We start from the raw sequence: 15,603 nt of genomic DNA, 5'->3' as shown, positions 1-15,603 counted from the left end.
CGGCGCGAAGGCAAGGCGGCCGGACGGCCGCCGCCCGCCGTCTGAGGGCAAAGAAAAACGGCCCGAGGCAAAGCCTCGGGCCGCGAGCGCAAGGCGCGACCGCGCCCAGACCATCAGACGGCGCCGGCGCGCCAGTACGCGGCGCGAAGGCAAGGCGGCCGGACGGCCGCCGCCCGCCGTCTGAGGGCAAAGAAAAACGGCCCGAGGCAAAGCCTCGGGCCGCGAGCGCAAGGCGCGACCGCGCCCAGACCATCAGACGGCGCCGGCGCACCAGTGCATGGCGCGAAGGCAAGGCGGCCGGATGGCCGCCGCCTGCCGTCTGAGGGCGAAACTAATGATGCGCGATCTCGCCCGCGCCCCACCAGTAGATGCAGATGAAGAGGAACAGCCACACCACGTCGACGAAGTGCCAGTACCAGGCCGCGGCCTCGAAGCCGAAATGCTTCTCCGGCGTGAAGTGGCCCTTGATGGCGCGGAACAGGCAGACGGCAAGGAAGGTGGTGCCCACCATCACGTGGAAGCCGTGGAAGCCCGTGGCGAGGAAGAAGACCGACGGATAGACCCCGCCGCCCGAGAAGGGGAAGGGCGCCAGCGTGTATTCCCAGGCCTGCAGCCCGGTGAAGAGCAGGCCGAGGATCACCGTCAGCGACAGGCCCTGGATCAGCGCCTTGCGGTCGTTCTGGATCAGCGCCGCGTGCGCCCAGGTCACGGTGCAGCCCGACAGCAGCAGGATCATGGTGTTGAGGAAGGGCAGGCCCCAGGGATCGAAGGTGAGGATGCCCTGCGGCGGCCAGATCGCGCGCGCGGCGCCGGACACGTGCTCCGGATACAGCGCGAAGTGGAAATAGGCCCAGAAGAAGGCGACGAAGAACATCACCTCGGACGCGATGAACAGCGTCATGCCGTAGCGCAGGCCAAGCCGCACGACGGGCGTGTGCAGGCCGGCCGTGTGGCTCTCCTTCACCACGTCGCGCCACCACATGAACATGGTGCCGAGCGTGGCGAACAGGCCCAGGAAGAACACCCACTTCACGCCCATATGGGCCCAGAGGATGATGCCGAGCACGAGCGCGCCGCCGCCGAAGGCCCCGGTCAGCGGCCAGGGGGACGGATCGACCAGGTGATAGGGGTGCTTGTAGGGGGACGCGGAGTGCCCGTTCGCGGTATCGGCGGGCGCGTGGCTGGTGCTGGCCATCGGAATTCCTGGACCTTGGGGGCGCGCGCACGGGGCCAGGGGCCCGGCGCGCACATGCGCGCATCAATCCCGAAAAGGTCTTTCGGATCAAGCCCGTCGGCGTGACGAAAGGCGGCTTTTCGGCGCCCGTTGCCGCGCGGTTAACGCGGCGTCGCGAAGACGTCAGTTCGCCCGCGGCGCGGCGCGGCCGACATGCGGCCCGGCGGAGGCGACGGCACCGGCGCGCTGCGCGTCCTCCATGGTGCGGAAGAAGCTGTAGTGCAGCGTGATGGTGGTGATGTCGCGGGTGTTCGGATCCTCGGCGATGCGCGGATCGACCCAGAAGGTGACCGGCATGTCCACGCGCTGGCCGGGTTCCAGCGTCTGCTCGTCGAAGCAGAAGCAGGCGATCTTGTGGAAGTAGCGGCCCACCTTCTCCGGCGTCACGTTGTAGACGGACACGCCCGTGACCGGCGTCTCGGCCCGGTTGGCGGCGGAATAGAAGGCGAGCCCTTCCTCCCCCAGCCGCACGGTCATCGAGGGCTGCTCGGCCTGGAAGCGCCAGGGCAGGTTGGGCTGGGTGGTGGCGGCGAAGCGCACCGTGATGGTCCGGTCGGTCGCACCCGGCGCGGCCAGGCTGCGCTGCGTCGTGCCGTTGTAGCCGGTGACGCGGCAGAACAGGTCATAGAGCGGCACGGCGGCGAAGGACAGCCCGACCATGCCCGCGACCGTCCCGAAGGCGAAGATGGCGGTGCGGCGGTTGCGGCGGGAAAGGTCGGCGCGGTCCATGGCCCTACTCAATGGTCCCTGATCCGGTGCGCGGCAAGCGGGCCGATCGTATCATGGCGTAACGGCGCGGCGCGGTTCAGCCGCGCAGGATCCGCGCCATGCCGACGAAGTAGAAGATGACGGCCAGCGCCACCAGCACGAGCATGATGGCGATGTTGCGTCCGCGCCGGCGCTTGAGGAACAGCGCCTCTTCCTCCGGCGTCATGGGCCGAAGGCCAGGCGGTCGACCGCGAGCGCGGCGAACAGGGCGAACAGGTAGGTCAGCGAGAAGCGGAAGCAGGCCTTGGCCGGCGCGTCCTTGGTCAGCGACCGCCCGGCCTCGTCCTGCGAATCGCGCAGCACGGCCAGGGCGTGGCGCAGGAAGTTCGCCCCCAGCAGCGCCGCGACCGCGGCATAGGCGGGGGAGGAGAAGCCGACCGCCCAGGGCAACAGGCCGAGCGGGGCCAGCAGCACGGTGTAGATCAGCACCTGGCGCCGCGTCTCCCGCGCCCCGGCGGTCACCGGCAGCATGGGCACGCCGGCGCGGGCGTAGTCGTCATGTGCCCACAGGGACAGCGCCCAGAAATGCGGCGGCGTCCAGACGAAGATGATGGCGAACAGGATGAGCGGCACCAGCGTGACGTCGCCGGTGACCGCGGCCCAGCCGATCACCGGCGGGAAGGCGCCCGCGGCGCCGCCGATGACGATGTTCTGCGGCGTCCGGCGCTTCAGCCACATGGTGTAGACGAAGACGTAGAAGGCGATCGACAGCGCGAGCACGAGGGCTGCGACGATGTTCGTCGCCATCCACATCAGCGTGACGGACCCGACCGAAAGCCAGACGCCGAAGGCGAGCGCCGCCCCCGGCGCGATCCGCCCGCCCGGGATCGGGCGCTTGGCGGTGCGGCGCATCACCGCGTCGATGTCGCGGTCATACCACATGTTGATCGCCCCCGCCGCGCCCGCGGCGACCGCGATGCAGAGGATGGCGACGAAGGCGAGCACCGGATGCATGGCCAGCGCGCCCGGCGCGACCAGCATGCCCACCAGCCCCGAGAAGACCACGAGCGTCATCACGCGCGGCTTGAGCAGCGCGATCCAGTCGCCGACTTCCGACATGTCGCAGGAAGCAGGAAGGGGGGCGGAGCCCCCCTGTCCCGGTTCCATGGCGGCTTCGCTCATGGTCCGACCCTATATGGCCCGCGCCGTTACCGAACGCGCGGCAGCTCGTCGAAGGTGTGGAAGGGCGGCGGAGAGGAGACCTGCCATTCCAGCGTCGTCGCACCGGCACCCCACGGATTGGCCGCGGCCTTCTCGCCCGAGCGGAAGGTCAGCCACAGCACGTAGAAGAACAGGATCAGCGAGGCGAAGGAGATGTAGGAGCCCACCGAGGCGATGAAGTTCCACGCCGTCAGCGCTTCCGGATAGTCGGGGTAGCGGCGCGGCATGCCCTGGTTGCCCGAGAAGTGCATCGGGAAGAAGGTCAGGTTCACGCCGGCGAAGGTCAGCCAGAAATGCACCTTGCCCCAGAACTCGGGGTACTGCCGGCCGCTCATCTTGCCGATCCAGTAGTAGAAGCCGGCATAGATCGAGAACACGGCGCCGAGGCTGAGCACGTAGTGGAAGTGCGCCACCACGTAGTAGGTGTTGTGCAGGATCTGGGTGATCGGCGCGTTGGCCAGCACCACGCCCGTCACGCCGCCCACGGTGAACAGGAAGATGAAGCCGATGGCGAACAGCATCGGCGTCTTCAGGTCGATCGAACCGCCCCACATGGTGGCGATCCAGGAGAAGATCTTGATGCCCGTGGGCACCGCGATGACCAGCGTCGCGGCCATGAAGTAGGCGCGCGTGTCCACGTCCATGCCGGACTGGAACATGTGGTGCGCCCACACGACGAAGCCCACGAAGCCGATCGCGACCATGGCGTAGGCCATGCCGAGGTAGCCGAAGACGGGCTTGCGGCTGAAGGTCGAGATGACGTGGCTGATGATCCCGAAGCCGGGCAGGATCATGATGTAGACTTCGGGGTGGCCGAAGAACCAGAACAGGTGCTGGAACAGCACCGGGTCGCCGCCGCCCTCGGGCCGGAAGAAGGCCGTGCCGAAGTTGCGGTCGGTGATCAGCATGGTGATCGCGCCCGCCAGCACCGGCACCGCGAGCAGCAGCAGGAAGGCGGTCACCAGCATCGACCACACGAACAGCGGCATCTTGTGCAGGGTCATGCCCGGCGCGCGCATGTTCAGGATGGTGGTGATGAAGTTGGCCGCGCCCATGATGGACGAAGCGCCCGCGAGGTGCAGCGAGAACAGCGCCAGGTCCATCGCCATGGACGGGTGGTAGGTGCTGTCGGACAGCGGCGGGTAGATCGTCCAGCCCGCGCCCGGGCCCTCGCCCACGAACAGCGAGGCGCCGAGCAGCAGGAAGGCCGGCACCAGCAGCCAGAAGCTGATGTTGTTCATGCGCGGGAAGGCCATGTCCGGCGCCCCGATCATGATCGGCACGAACCAGTTGCCGAAACCCCCGATCAGCGCCGGCATGACCACGAAGAACACCATGATCAGCCCGTGGGCCGACACGAAGGCGTTCCACATCTGGCCGTCGGCGAAGATCTGCATCCCCGGCGTCTGCAGCTCCATCCGCATCAGCACGGACAGGCCGACGCCGATGAAGGCCGCGATCAGCGAGAAGATGATGTAGAGCGTCCCGATGTCCTTGTGGTTCGTCGAGAACAGCCAGCGGTTCACGAAGCCGGGCTTGTGGTCGTGGTGGTCGTGATGCGCGTCGGTTGCGGTCGCCATCGGGTGTTCCTCTCGGGCGCGCCTTAGCGGCGCGCCTCCGCGATCTGGACGGTGTCGGTGGTGGCGGGGGCGGCGAGCACGGCCGGGGCCGGGTCCTCCGCGCGGGCGAAGCGCGTGCGCGCCTCGGCCACCCAGCGTTCGAATTCCTGCGGGCTCACGGCGCGCACCGCGATCGGCATGAACCAGTGGTTCGTGCCGCAGATCTGGTTGCACTGGCCGTAGTAGACGCCCTCGCGGTCGGCGCGCATCCACGTCTCCAGCGCGCGGCCGGGGATGGTGTAGCGCTGCACGCCCAGCGCCGGGACGAAGAAGGAATGGATCACGTCGCGCCCGGTGGTCAGCACGCGGATGTTGGCGCCGACGGGGATCACCAGCTCATTGTCCACCGCCAGGCGGAACAGGTGGCGCTGGTTCGCCGGCAGCTGGTCCTCCTGCAGCGGGTAGCTGTCGAAGTTGAAGTTGCCGTGGTCCGGATAGGTGTAGTTCCAGTACCACTGCCGGCCCTGCACGCTGATCGTCAGGTCCGCGTTCGGCGTCCGGTCCTGGTAGTAGATCAGCCGGAAGGACGGGATCGCGATCACCACGAGGATCAGCACCGGGACCACCGTCCAGGCCACTTCCAGCAGGGTGTTGTGGCTGGTGGTGGACGGCGTCGGGTTCGCCTCGGCCCGGTAGCGCCACACGCACCAACCGAGCAGCGCCAGCACGAAGATCGTGATGGCGACGATGATGACGAACACGAGCGTGTTGAAGTCGGCGATCGCGTCCTTGATCGGCCCGCCCGATTCCTGCAGGCCCATGCCCCAGGGGGTCGGCGCGCCGACCACGCCCTGCGCCCAGGCCGGGCCCGCCGCAACCATCGCGGCCAAGCCGCCCAACGCCGCCCGGAGGCGCTTTCCGTCGCTCAACCGCATCACCATTCCCCGGGCGCGTCGGGCGCGCCGCCTTGCCGAAACCTGTCGCGCGCAACCCTTGGGGGGGTGCGCGACGCGCGCGGACCATAGTCGCGCCACCCCGCACCGCACAAGACCGCCCCCCCTGAATCTGCGCGACAGGGCAGTTGGGCCACAAGGCGGAAAACGCAACGGCCTTAAGGAGTTACAAAGGAGGGGCGGCAGCTAGCCCTCCACCTCCCCCGCATCCTCCTCGGTCACGTGGTCGGCCATGTCGGTCAGCATCGATCGGATGTGCTCGTCGCCCACCACGTAGAAGACCTGCCGCCCGCGCCGGTCCGCCTGCAGCAGCCGCGCCGCGCGCAGCAGCCGCAGGTGGTGCGAGACGAGGGAGGCCGAGATGCCCAGCCTCTCCGCCATCTCACCCACCGCCGCCGGGGCGTCGAGGCAGGCGAGGATGATCTTCAGCCGCGTCGGGTCGCTCATCAGGCGGAAGGTTTCCGCCAGCTCGACCACCAGGTCGTCGCCGAGCCTCACGCGGGCACGCATCGGGTTTGGTCCGCCATCCCGCCACCGTCGCGCGCCGGGGGCCGGCCGCGCAAGCCCGCCCTTGACAGGCAGGCCGCGCGCCGCAATCTGCGCCAACAAGATAAGTTATTGAAAAAACAGGGATAAATGAAGAGATGAATACCTGTTCATCCATGCACCGCCGGGCGCTCCTGGCGGCCGGCCTGCTGTCCCTGCCCGCCCCCGCCCTCGCCCAGGCGCGGCGCCCGCCGCTCGCGCTGTGCACCGTCGGCATGGTGGGCGACATGGTGCGCAGCCTCGGCGGGGCGGCCTTCCGCGTCGAGACGCTGATCGGCGAAGGCGTCGACCCGCATCTGTTCCGCCCCACGCGCAACGATATCCAGCGCATCCTCGGCGCCGACCTGCTCTTCGCCAACGGCCACCGGCTGGAAGGCCGGATGGGGGACGTGCTGGAACGCGCGCGCGGCGCCGGCAAGCCCGTGGTCATGGTGGCCGAGGCGCTGCCGCGGGAACGGCTGCGCGCCAATCCCGACTACCCCGACGCGGCCGACCCGCATGTCTGGATGGACCCGACCTTGTGGGCCGAGGCGGCCGCGCCGGCGGCCGATGCCCTGTCGCGCTTCGCCCCCGCCGCGGCGCAGGACATCGCCGCCGCGCTGGCGGCCTGGCGCGCCCGGCTCGCCCGGCTGGACGCCTTCGCGCGCACCGCGCTCGGGGCGATTCCCGCGCCGCAGCGGCTGCTCGTCACCGCCCACGACGCCTTCGCCTATTTCGGCGCCCGCTACGGGATCGAGGTGGCGAGCATCCAGGGCCTGTCCACCGAGGCCGAGGCGAACCTCGCGCGCATCGAGGCGCTGGTCGCGACCCTCGTCGCCCGCCGCGTCCCCGCCGTCTTCGCCGAAAGCTCGGTGCCCGACCGCGCGGTGCGCGCGCTGATCGAGGGCGCGGGCGCGCGCGGCCAGCGCGTGGCGATGGGCGGCAACCTGTTCTCAGACGCGATGGGCCGGCCGGGCACCTATGAAGGCACCTATGAGGGCATGATCGACCACAACGTCACGACCATCGCCCGCGCGCTGGGCGGCACCGCACCGCCGCGCGGCCTGAACGGGCGGCTCGCGGCGTGAGCGCCGCCGCGCCCCCGCCGCTCGAGATCCGCGGCCTGACGGTCGCCTATGGCGAACGGCCCGTGCTGTGGGACGTGACCTGGGCGGCGCCGCAGGGGCTGACCGCGATCGTCGGGCCGAACGGCGCGGGCAAGTCCACCCTGATCAAGGCCGCGCTCGGGCTGATCCCGGCGCTGTCGGGGGAAGCGCGGTTCTTCGGCCGCCCGCTGGACGAAGCGCGCATGCGCGTGGGCTACCTGCCGCAGCGCGCGTCGGTGGACTGGGACTTCCCGGCGACCGCGCTCGATGTCGTGTGCATGGCGCGCTACCCGCGCATGAACTGGTGGGGCCGCGTGCCGCGGCGCGAACGCGACGCCGCCGCGGCCGCGCTGGCCGAGGTCGGGCTGTCGGACCTCGCCGGGCGGCAGATCGGGCGGCTGTCCGGCGGGCAGCAGCAGCGCGTCTTCCTCGCCCGCGCGCTGGCGCAGGATGCCGACCTGTACCTGATGGACGAGCCCTTCGCCGCGGTGGACGCGGCGACGGAACAGGCGATCGTCGCGGTGCTGCGCCGCATCGCCGCGTCGGGGCGCAACGTCGTCGCCGTGCATCACGACCTGTCCACCGTGCCGGACTACTTCGCCCATGTGCTGCTGCTGAACGGCCGCGCCGTCGCGGCCGGGCCGGTGGCGGAGGCCTTCACGCCCACCAACATCGCGGCGGCCTATGGCGGGCGGCTGAACCTGCTCGAGCACGCCTCGGTCGCGCCGGCATGACGCTCGGCTACAACACCCTCGTCGTGCTGGCCGGCTGCGCGCTGCTGGGGCTGGCCGCCGGCACGGTCGGCGCCTTCGCGCTGCTGCGCGGGCGCGCGCTGCTGGCCGATGCGGTGGGCCATGCGGCGCTGCCGGGCGTGGTGCTCGCCGCGCTCATCGTCGCCGCCTTCGGGGCCGATCCGCGCGCGCTGCCGCCGCTGCTCGCCGGCGCGGCGGTGGCGGGCATCGCGGGCGTGCTCGCCGTGCAGGCGCTGGCGCGCACGCGGCGGATCCGGGAGGACGCGGCGATCGCCATCGTCCTGTCGTCCTTCTACGCGGCCGGCGTCGCGCTGCTGTCCTACGTGCAGACGCTGCCGGCGGCGGCGCAGGCGGGGCTGTCGAAGTTCATCCTGGGCCAGGCGGCGGCGATGCGGGCGGAGGACGCCTTCTGGGCCGGCGCCGTGGCCGCGCTGGCGCTGGCCGCCTGCCTGCTGCTGTTCCAGCGCCTGCGCGCGACCTGCTTCGATCCGGACCATGCGCGCGTGCTGGGGCTGTCCACGCAGCGGACGGACATCGCGCTGCTCGGGCTGATCGTGACCGTCACCGTGGCGGGGCTGCAGGCGGTGGGGCTCATCCTCATCGTCGCGCTGCTGGTGCTGCCGGCGGCGACCGCGCGGCTGCTGACCTTCCGCCTGCCGCGGCTGCTGCTGATCTCGGCCGCGACGGGCGCGCTGTGCGGCATGGCGGGTGCCGCGGCCTCCGCACTCGATCCCGACCTGCCGACGGGTGCGGCGGTGGTGCTGGCCGGGGCGGGCTGCTTCAGCCTCGCCCTGCTGCTCGCGCCGGAACGCGGGCTGCTCGCCGCCGGGCTGCGCCGCGCGCGCCGGCGGCTGGCGGCGGCGGAGGAGCATTTCCTGCGCGCGGCCTGGGAAGCGCAGGAAGCGGCCGGTGCGGGGCCCGGCACGGCGGGGGATCGCTGGACGCCGATCGCCGCACTCGCCGCCGCGCGCGGCTGGCGGGAAGGGCGCGCCTGGCGGCTCGCGCGCTGGCTCGCCTTCCGCGACCTCGTCGCGCTGTCGGAACGCCAGGTGCACCTGACGCCGCGCGGGGCGGCGGCGGCGCGGCGCGCGGTGCGCGCGCATCGCGCGGTGGAACATCACCTGCTCGCCCTGGGTGCCGCCGACACGGCGGGGGCGGACCGGCTGGCGGACCTGGTGGAGCATGGGCTGAGCCCCGAGGCCGCGTCGCGGCTGCTGCCGGAGCCCTCGACGCTGCCGGCTTCCCCGCACGCGCTGGGGGGCAAGGCATGAGCGCGGTGGATTTCCTGCGGCTCGACCTGCCGGCGCTGCTCGCGGCGGTGCTGGCCTGCGGCACGGCGGGGCTGCTCGGCGCCTTCCTGGTGCTGCGGCGGGAGAGCCTGCTGGGCGACGCGCTGTCGCATGCCGTGCTGCCGGGCATCATCGTGGGATTCGCGCTGACCGGCGCGCGGGCGGGGCTGCCGATGCTGATCGGCGCGCTGGCGGCGGCGATGGCGGCGACGCTGCTCATCACGCTGGTGCGCCGCGCCGCGCGGATCGAATCGGGGGCGGCGACGGGGGCGGTGTTCACGACCTTCTTCGCGCTCGGCCTGGTGCTGATGGAGGTGACGGGCGCGCGCAGCGTGGATCTCGACCTCGACTGCGTGCTGTTCGGGCAGTTGGAGACGCTGGTCTGGCTCGACGCGACGGGCTGGGGGTCGCTGCTGGACCCGGCGGCGCTCGCGGGGCTGCCGCGGCAACTGCACCTGCTCGCGGGGGTCGCGGTCGCGGTCGGGCTGCTGGTGACGCTTCTGTGGCGGCCGCTGCAGATCCTGTGCTTCGACCCGGACTACGCGGCGGCGCTGGGCTATCCGGCGCGGCGGCTGGAACTGGCGCTGAACATGGCGGTCGCGGCCGCGGCGGTGGCGGCCTTCGAGGCGGTGGGCAGCATCCTGGTGGTCGCCATGCTGGTCTGCCCGGCGGCGGCGCTGCGGCTGCTGACCGACGACTACCGGCTGCAGGTGCTGGGCAGCGCGGCGGCGGGGGCGGCGATCGGCGTGGCGGGCTACCTGCTGGCGGGCCCGCTGCCGGCGGCGCTGGGCGGGACGGTGGCGCTCAACGCCGCGGGCGTGATCGGCACGCTGGGCGGCGTGGCGGTGGCGTGCGCGGCGCTGCTGCGCGCGCTGCGGCGCGGCACGCCGCGCGACGCGGTGGCCGCGCCGGGCGCCTGAGGCCGACCCCGATCCGAACGGATCGAGGCTCCGCCTCGATCCGCGAGCGCGAATGCGCGACCGCGCCCAACCCATCAGCCGCGCCGGACGCGCCCGTGCACGGCGCGCAAGCCAAGCGCGCGGATGCGCACGCCGGCGCCTGAGGCACAACGAAACGGATCGAGGCTCCGCCTCGATCCGCGAGCGCGAAGCGCGACCGCGCCCAACCCATCAGCCGCGCCGGACGCGCCCGTGCACGGCGCGCAAGCCAAGCGCGCGGATGCGCACGCCGGCGCCTGAGGCAGACAAAGCCTCCCCGAAATCAATCGATCCTCGCCCCGCTCGCCCGCACGATACGCCGGTGCAGTTCGATCTCGGCGGCGAGGAAGCGCGCGGCGGCGTCGCGCGTGCCGCCCAGCGGCGACATGCCCGCCGCCTGCAGCCGCGCGCGCGGCTCGGGCGCGGCGACGATCTCGTTCGCCAGCGCGTTCATCCGGTCGAGGATCGGCGCGGGCGTGCCCTTGGGCGCCAGCACCATGAACCAGGTGCCGAAGGACAGGCCGGGCAGCCCGGCTTCGGCCGCCGTGGGCACGTCGGGCAGTTGCGGCACGCGCTGGTCGGCCAGCACCGCGACGGGCACCACGGCGCCCGACTGCACCTGCGGCAGGGCGCCGGTCAGCAGGTTGAACATCGCCTGGATGCGGCCCGACAGAAGGTCCGTCACCGCCGCGGCCGGGCCCGAATAGGGCACGTGCTGCATCTCGGTCGACGTCATCTGGCGATAGAGCTCTCCGGCCAGGTGCATCGAGGACCCGTTGCCGGTCGAGCCGAAGTTGATGCGCCCGGGATGGGCGCGCGCGAAGGCGGTGAATTCCGCCAGCGTGCGCGGGCCGAGCTCGCGGTTCACCACCAGGATGTTCGGCACGTTGCCCACCAGCGCGACCGGGTCGAAATCCGCCACCGGATCGAAGGGCAGGCTGGCGTAGAGCGAGGGGTTGGTCGCGAGCGTGCCCGCCCAGCCCCAGAGGAAGGTCGCGCCATCCGGCGCGCTGCGCGCGACATGGGCGGCGCCGACATTGCCGTTGGCGCCGGCACGGTTCTCGACCACCACGCGCTGGCCGAGCCGCGCCTCGAATTCCTGCGCCATGATGCGGGAGAGGGTGTCGGCCGTCCCTGCCCCGCCCGCGGTCGGCACGACGAGGCGGATCGGCCGGTCAGGCCAGGGCGCCTGGGCACGGGCGGCGAGCGGCAGGGCAAGGGGCGCGGCGAGCAGGGCGCGGCGGCGGATCGTCATGGTTGGGTCGTTCCCGGCAGGCAGGCCGCCATGCTGCGGTGGGCCGGGGCGCCGCGTCCAGCGCCGCACGCGGCAGGCCGGACGCGCCAGGACACGCCGCAGGGGCGCAACAGCGAACACCACGGATCGAGGCCCCACCTCGATCCGGGAGCGCAAGGCGCGACCGCGCCCAGGCCACGCGTCGGCCCCGGCGCGCCAGTCCACGGCGCGCAAGCCAAGCCGCCGGACGGCGGCGCCGGCGCTTGAGGCACAAAAGAAGAAAACGGATCGAGGCCCTGCCTCGATCCGGGAGCGCAAGGCGCGACCGCGCCCAGACCATCAGTCCCGCCCGGCACGCCCGTGCACGGCGCGCAAGCCAAGCCGCCGCATGGCGGCGCCGGCGATTGAGGCATACAAAAACGCCGCGCCGGCGCTTGAGGCACGCAAACAATCCCCCCTCGTCACGGGACCTTCGCGCCGCCGTCATTGCCGCGCCATCATCCGCGGGCTAGTCCGGGCCCCATGGAAGCTGTCGCCCGCTCGATCGAGGAAGCGCTGCGCCCGAAGCGCCTGCGCCGCCGCTCGCCGCTGAACTTCCGCCCCTGGATGCCGGGGGAGGTGTGGTCGGACGTCATGGCGCCCCGGCCCATGGGCGGGCGGGTGCGGGCGGTGCGGCGGATCACCATGGCGGTGCTCTGGACGCTGGTCGCGATCCCGATCCAGGCGGTGCTGATGCGCCTGCCGGGCCGGGCCAAGATCTCCTTCGCGCGGACCTACCATGCGGTGCTCTGCCGGCTGATAGGGCTGCGGGTGCAGGTGATCGGCACGCCGTCGCCCTCGCCCTCGACGCTGTATGTCTCGAACCATTCCTCCTGGCTCGACATCCTGGTGCTCGGCAGCGTGCTGGAAGCCGCCTTCGTGTCCAAGGCCGAGGTCGGGCAATGGCCGGTCGTGGGCACCGTCGCGCGGCTGGGCCGCACCGTCTTCGTCAGCCGCAAGCGCAACCATACGGGGCGGGAGGCGGAGGAGATCCAGCAGCGGCTGGCCGCCGGGGACAGCATCATCCTGTTCCCCGAGGGCACGTCGAACGACGGCACGCGGGTGCTGCCCTTCCGGTCCTCCTTCCTTGGCGTCGCGGCCGATGCGCGGCAGGTGCAACCGGTCTCGCTGGTTTACGACCGGCTGGGCGGGCTGCCGGCCTGCCGGCGCGACCGGCCGCTGTTCGCCTGGTATGGCGACATGGACATCGCGACGCATTTCTGGCGCATCGCGCGGCGGTCCGGCGCGCGGGCGACGGTGCTGCTGCACGAACCGGCCGACCCGGCGGGCTTCCCCGACCGCAAGGCGCTGACGGCGGCGGCGAGCGGCGTGGTGGCGGAAGGCGCGGCGCTGCTGCGGCAGAACCGGCCGGTGGTGCCGCTGCCCCTCCGGCCGCGCTGACGCTGCGACCGCAACCGACTTTTCATCGCCAAATCCTTGACCCGACGCGGAAAGGCCGGTCAGGCTGCCGCGCATGATGGTCTCGCCCGGACACAGGGTCGCTTGACCCGCGCGGCTCCGCTGCGCATCTCCCCCGCCTCTCTCCGCCGCGGACCACGCGGCGGGGCCGGCGGAGCCTGACCCCGATGACCAAGACTCCCGCGCCCCCGAAGCGCCTGCTGATCCGCACCTGGGGCTGCCAGATGAACGTCTATGACAGCGCCCGCATGGCGGATGTGCTGGCGCCGCTCGGCTACGCGCCGACGGAACAGGTGGAGGAGGCCGACATGGTCATCCTCAACACCTGCCACATCCGGGAAAAGGCGACGGAGAAGGTGTTCTCCGACCTCGGCCGGCTGCGCGACGCGAAGCAGGCCCGCGGCGGGGAGATGGTGATCGCGGTCGCCGGCTGCGTCGCCCAGGCGGAAGGGGCGGAAATCACCGCCCGCGCGCCCTGGGTGGACATCGTGCTGGGGCCCCAATCCTACCACCGGCTGCCGGAGATGGTCGCGCGCGCATCCCGCGCCGCGGGCGCGGTGATCGAGACCGACTTCCCCGCCGAGGACAAGTTCGACCACCTGCCCGAACAGGCCGCGCCGCAGGGTGCCACGGCGTTCCTCACGGTGCAGGAAGGCTGCGACAAGTTCTGTTCCTTCTGCGTCGTGCCCTACACACGCGGGGCGGAATACTCGCGCCCGGTCGCCGCCATCCTGGCCGAGGCGCGGCGCCTGGTGTCGCTGGGGGCGCGGGAGGTCACGCTGCTCGGGCAGAACGTGAACGCCTTCCATGGCGAGGGGCCGGACGGGGGCGCCTGGAGCCTCGGGCGGCTGATCCACGCGCTGGCCGGGATCGAGGGGCTGGCGCGCATCCGCTACACGACGTCCCACCCGCGCGACATGGATGACGAGCTGATCGCGGCGCATCGCGACATCCCCGCGCTGATGCCCTTCCTGCATTTGCCCGTGCAGTCCGGCAGCGACCGCGTCCTCAAGATGATGAATCGCGGGCACACGGCCGACGACTACCTGCGGCTGGTGGACCGCCTGCGCGCCGCGCGGCCCGACCTCGCCCTGTCCACCGACATCATCGCCGGCCATCCGGGGGAGAGCGAGGCGGACCACGAAGCGACGCTCGCGCTGATCCGCGCGGTCGGCTTCGCCCAGGCCTTCTCCTTCAAGTATTCCGCGCGGCCCGGCACGCCGGCCGCGACCATGGCCGGGGCGGTGGAGGAAGCCGCGAAGGATGCGCGGCTGGCCGAGATCCAGGCGCTGCTGCGCGACCAACAGACGGCGTTCAACCTTTCGCGCGCCGGGATGGTGGCCGATGTGCTGGTCACCGGCCCCGGGCGGCATCCCGGCCAGATGGCCGGCCGCACCCCCTGGCTGAACCCGGTGCATTTCGACGGGCCCGACAGCCTCGCGGGGCGCATCGTCCCGGTGAAGATCGTGGCCGGGCACCCCAATTCACTCACAGGGGCGCTCGCCGTGCCCCCCCACCCCGACAGCAGGGAGAGAAACGCCGCTTGACCGCCCCCCCGAGCCTCGCCCTTCGCGCCACCGAACCCCGCAGCGCCATCGAGCACCGCTCGGTCACGCTGCAATTCGACGACAACGTGCTGCTGCCGATGCTCCATGGCGAGCATGACCGGCATTTGGCCAGGATCGAGCAGGTGCTCGGCGTGCGATTGTCCTCCCGCGGCAACCGCATCGCCATCACCGGCGGCGCCGAGCGGACCGAAATGGCGGAGGCCGCGCTGCTCGCGCTGTGGAAACGGCTGGAACAGGGGCAGCATGTCGGCACGGCGGAGGTCGAGGCGGCGCTGCGGCTGGCCGAGGGCGGCGCCGAGCAGGGCGAACCCCGCCTGCCGCTGGCCGACCTGCCGGCGATCCGCACCCGCAAGGGCGCCATCGCGCCGCGGTCCGCCGCCCAGGCGTCCTACATCGAGATGCTGGCGCGCCGCGAGATGGTCTTCGGCGTCGGCCCGGCCGGCACGGGCAAGACCTATCTGGCCGTGGCGCAGGGCGTGGCGCTGCTGCAGACCGGCCGCGTCGACCGCATCGTGCTGTCGCGCCCCGCGGTCGAGGCCGGGGAGAGGCTCGGCTTCCTGCCCGGCGACATGAAGGAGAAGGTCGATCCCTATCTCCGCCCGCTCTACGACGCGCTGCACGACATGCTGCCGGCCGAGCAGGTGGCCAAGCGGATCGAGCGCGGGGAGATCGAGATCGCCCCGCTGGCCTTCATGCGCGGGCGGACGCTGGCGCATTGCTACGCCATCCTCGATGAGGCGCAGAACACGACCGCGGCGCAGATGAAGATGTTCCTCACCCGGATGGGCGAGGGCAGCCGGATGGTCGTGACCGGCGACCCGACCCAGGTGGACCTGCCCCCCGGCCAGCCCTCGGGCCTGGCCGAGGCGCTGCGGATCCTGGAAGGGGTGGAGGGCATCGGAGTCGCGAGATTTGCCGAGCGGGATGTGGTAAGGCACCCGCTCGTGGCCCGGATCGTCGCCGCCTATGGGCGGGCGGACGAGCAGTCCCGGGCGAAGAAGGAGAGGTATGGAACCGGGAAGTAGCCGTCCCGGCCGTGGCGGCGTGGATGCCGCCGG

15 protein-coding genes are annotated in these 15,603 nt (G+C 72.0%); 7 read left to right on the top strand and 8 right to left on the bottom strand.

Annotated features, from left to right (window positions below; translation table 11 throughout):
- Nucleotides 1-331: 331 nt before the first annotated feature.
- The 7 genes from J5Y09_RS20810 to J5Y09_RS20785 form a co-directional block, all read right to left on the bottom strand.
- Entirely contained in the window at nt 332-1,195 is an 864-nt protein-coding gene (locus J5Y09_RS20810) for a cytochrome c oxidase subunit 3 (RefSeq protein ID WP_209353780.1), read from the bottom strand.
- A gap of 162 nt (nt 1,196-1,357) precedes the next feature.
- Entirely contained in the window at nt 1,358-1,963 is a 606-nt protein-coding gene (locus J5Y09_RS20805; protein WP_209353779.1) for a cytochrome c oxidase assembly protein, read from the bottom strand.
- 76 nt (nt 1,964-2,039) lie between these two features.
- Nucleotides 2,040-2,168 carry a cytochrome c oxidase system small membrane protein gene (locus J5Y09_RS24675; RefSeq protein WP_280846113.1) on the bottom strand — a complete coding sequence of 43 codons (129 nt, stop codon included), beginning with the start codon at nt 2,166-2,168 and terminating at the stop codon, nt 2,040-2,042.
- Nucleotides 2,165-3,109: a heme o synthase gene (locus J5Y09_RS20800; protein ID WP_245217302.1), complete on the bottom strand. Its 945-nt coding sequence runs from the start codon at nt 3,107-3,109 to the stop codon at nt 2,165-2,167. Before J5Y09_RS20800 ends, J5Y09_RS24675 begins: the two co-directional genes overlap by 4 nt.
- 41 nt (nt 3,110-3,150) lie before the next feature.
- On the bottom strand, nt 3,151-4,743 hold the full coding sequence (gene ctaD, locus J5Y09_RS20795) for a cytochrome c oxidase subunit I (protein ID WP_198377860.1): 1,593 nt from the start codon (nt 4,741-4,743) through the stop codon (nt 3,151-3,153).
- Between the two features lie 23 nt (nt 4,744-4,766).
- The gene (coxB, locus tag J5Y09_RS20790) at nt 4,767-5,603 is read right to left on the bottom strand and encodes a cytochrome c oxidase subunit II (RefSeq protein WP_245217301.1); all 837 of its coding nucleotides are present in this window, start codon (nt 5,601-5,603) and stop codon (nt 4,767-4,769) included.
- Between the two features lie 258 nt (nt 5,604-5,861).
- A complete protein-coding gene (locus tag J5Y09_RS20785) occupies nt 5,862-6,185 on the bottom strand; it encodes an ArsR/SmtB family transcription factor (protein WP_198377858.1) in 324 nt (107 codons plus the stop codon).
- A 134-nt stretch (nt 6,186-6,319) separates the two neighbouring features.
- On the opposite strand from J5Y09_RS20785, the gene J5Y09_RS20780 reads away from it, so the two are divergent.
- From J5Y09_RS20780 to J5Y09_RS20765, 4 genes are read left to right on the top strand one after another with little or no spacing between them, the layout of a single operon-like run.
- On the top strand, nt 6,320-7,288 hold the full coding sequence (locus tag J5Y09_RS20780; RefSeq protein WP_209353776.1) for a metal ABC transporter solute-binding protein, Zn/Mn family: 969 nt from the start codon (nt 6,320-6,322) through the stop codon (nt 7,286-7,288).
- Nucleotides 7,285-8,040, top strand: coding sequence for a metal ABC transporter ATP-binding protein (locus J5Y09_RS20775; protein ID WP_209353775.1), 756 nt, complete (start codon nt 7,285-7,287; stop codon nt 8,038-8,040). Before J5Y09_RS20780 ends, J5Y09_RS20775 begins: the two co-directional genes overlap by 4 nt.
- Complete coding sequence (locus J5Y09_RS20770; protein WP_209353774.1) at nt 8,037-9,329, top strand: metal ABC transporter permease; 1,293 nt, start codon at nt 8,037-8,039, stop codon at nt 9,327-9,329. The genes J5Y09_RS20775 and J5Y09_RS20770 overlap by 4 nt, the downstream gene beginning before the upstream one ends.
- Nucleotides 9,326-10,267 carry a metal ABC transporter permease gene (locus tag J5Y09_RS20765; RefSeq protein ID WP_209353773.1) on the top strand — a complete coding sequence of 314 codons (942 nt, stop codon included), beginning with the start codon at nt 9,326-9,328 and terminating at the stop codon, nt 10,265-10,267. The genes J5Y09_RS20770 and J5Y09_RS20765 overlap by 4 nt, the downstream gene beginning before the upstream one ends.
- A 301-nt stretch (nt 10,268-10,568) precedes the next feature.
- Here J5Y09_RS20765 and J5Y09_RS20760 read toward each other — a convergent pair whose 3' ends face one another.
- Complete coding sequence (locus tag J5Y09_RS20760) at nt 10,569-11,540, bottom strand: Bug family tripartite tricarboxylate transporter substrate binding protein (RefSeq protein WP_209353772.1); 972 nt, start codon at nt 11,538-11,540, stop codon at nt 10,569-10,571.
- Between the two features lie 501 nt (nt 11,541-12,041).
- Here J5Y09_RS20760 and J5Y09_RS20755 point away from each other — a divergent pair.
- From J5Y09_RS20755 to J5Y09_RS20745, 3 genes are all read left to right on the top strand, one after another.
- Entirely contained in the window at nt 12,042-12,959 is a 918-nt protein-coding gene (locus J5Y09_RS20755) for a lysophospholipid acyltransferase family protein (protein ID WP_209353771.1), read from the top strand.
- Between the two features lie 185 nt (nt 12,960-13,144).
- A complete protein-coding gene (miaB, locus tag J5Y09_RS20750; RefSeq protein WP_209353770.1) occupies nt 13,145-14,524 on the top strand; it encodes a tRNA (N6-isopentenyl adenosine(37)-C2)-methylthiotransferase MiaB in 1,380 nt (459 codons plus the stop codon).
- On the top strand, nt 14,521-15,570 hold the full coding sequence (locus tag J5Y09_RS20745) for a PhoH family protein (protein ID WP_408904077.1): 1,050 nt from the start codon (nt 14,521-14,523) through the stop codon (nt 15,568-15,570). Before miaB ends, J5Y09_RS20745 begins: the two co-directional genes overlap by 4 nt.
- The last annotated feature ends 33 nt before the right edge of the window (nt 15,571-15,603 follow it).

Source organism: Roseomonas nitratireducens (assembly GCF_017813355.1).
GTDB lineage: Bacteria > Pseudomonadota > Alphaproteobacteria > Acetobacterales > Acetobacteraceae > Neoroseomonas > Neoroseomonas nitratireducens.
The sequence above is the reverse complement of the archived record's forward strand: the minus strand, read 5'-3'. Positions and strand labels throughout refer to the sequence as shown.

Bases quoted from the DNA above. Each gene is read 5' to 3' on its own strand.
- J5Y09_RS20810 (WP_209353780.1), bottom strand. From the start codon at position 1,195: ATGGCCAGCACCAGCCACGCGCCCGCCGATACCGCGAACGGGCACTCC.
- J5Y09_RS20805 (WP_209353779.1), bottom strand. From the start codon at position 1,963: ATGGACCGCGCCGACCTTTCCCGCCGCAACCGCCGCACCGCCATCTTC.
- J5Y09_RS24675 (WP_280846113.1), bottom strand. From the start codon at position 2,168: ATGACGCCGGAGGAAGAGGCGCTGTTCCTCAAGCGCCGGCGCGGACGC.
- J5Y09_RS20800 (WP_245217302.1), bottom strand. From the start codon at position 3,109: ATGGAACCGGGACAGGGGGGCTCCGCCCCCCTTCCTGCTTCCTGCGAC.
- ctaD (WP_198377860.1), bottom strand. From the start codon at position 4,743: ATGGCGACCGCAACCGACGCGCATCACGACCACCACGACCACAAGCCC.
- coxB (WP_245217301.1), bottom strand. From the start codon at position 5,603: ATGGTTGCGGCGGGCCCGGCCTGGGCGCAGGGCGTGGTCGGCGCGCCG.
- J5Y09_RS20785 (WP_198377858.1), bottom strand. From the start codon at position 6,185: ATGCGTGCCCGCGTGAGGCTCGGCGACGACCTGGTGGTCGAGCTGGCG.
- J5Y09_RS20780 (WP_209353776.1), top strand. From the start codon at position 6,320: ATGAATACCTGTTCATCCATGCACCGCCGGGCGCTCCTGGCGGCCGGC.
- J5Y09_RS20770 (WP_209353774.1), top strand. From the start codon at position 8,037: ATGACGCTCGGCTACAACACCCTCGTCGTGCTGGCCGGCTGCGCGCTG.
- J5Y09_RS20765 (WP_209353773.1), top strand. From the start codon at position 9,326: ATGAGCGCGGTGGATTTCCTGCGGCTCGACCTGCCGGCGCTGCTCGCG.
- J5Y09_RS20760 (WP_209353772.1), bottom strand. From the start codon at position 11,540: ATGACGATCCGCCGCCGCGCCCTGCTCGCCGCGCCCCTTGCCCTGCCG.
- J5Y09_RS20755 (WP_209353771.1), top strand. From the start codon at position 12,042: ATGGAAGCTGTCGCCCGCTCGATCGAGGAAGCGCTGCGCCCGAAGCGC.
- miaB (WP_209353770.1), top strand. From the start codon at position 13,145: ATGACCAAGACTCCCGCGCCCCCGAAGCGCCTGCTGATCCGCACCTGG.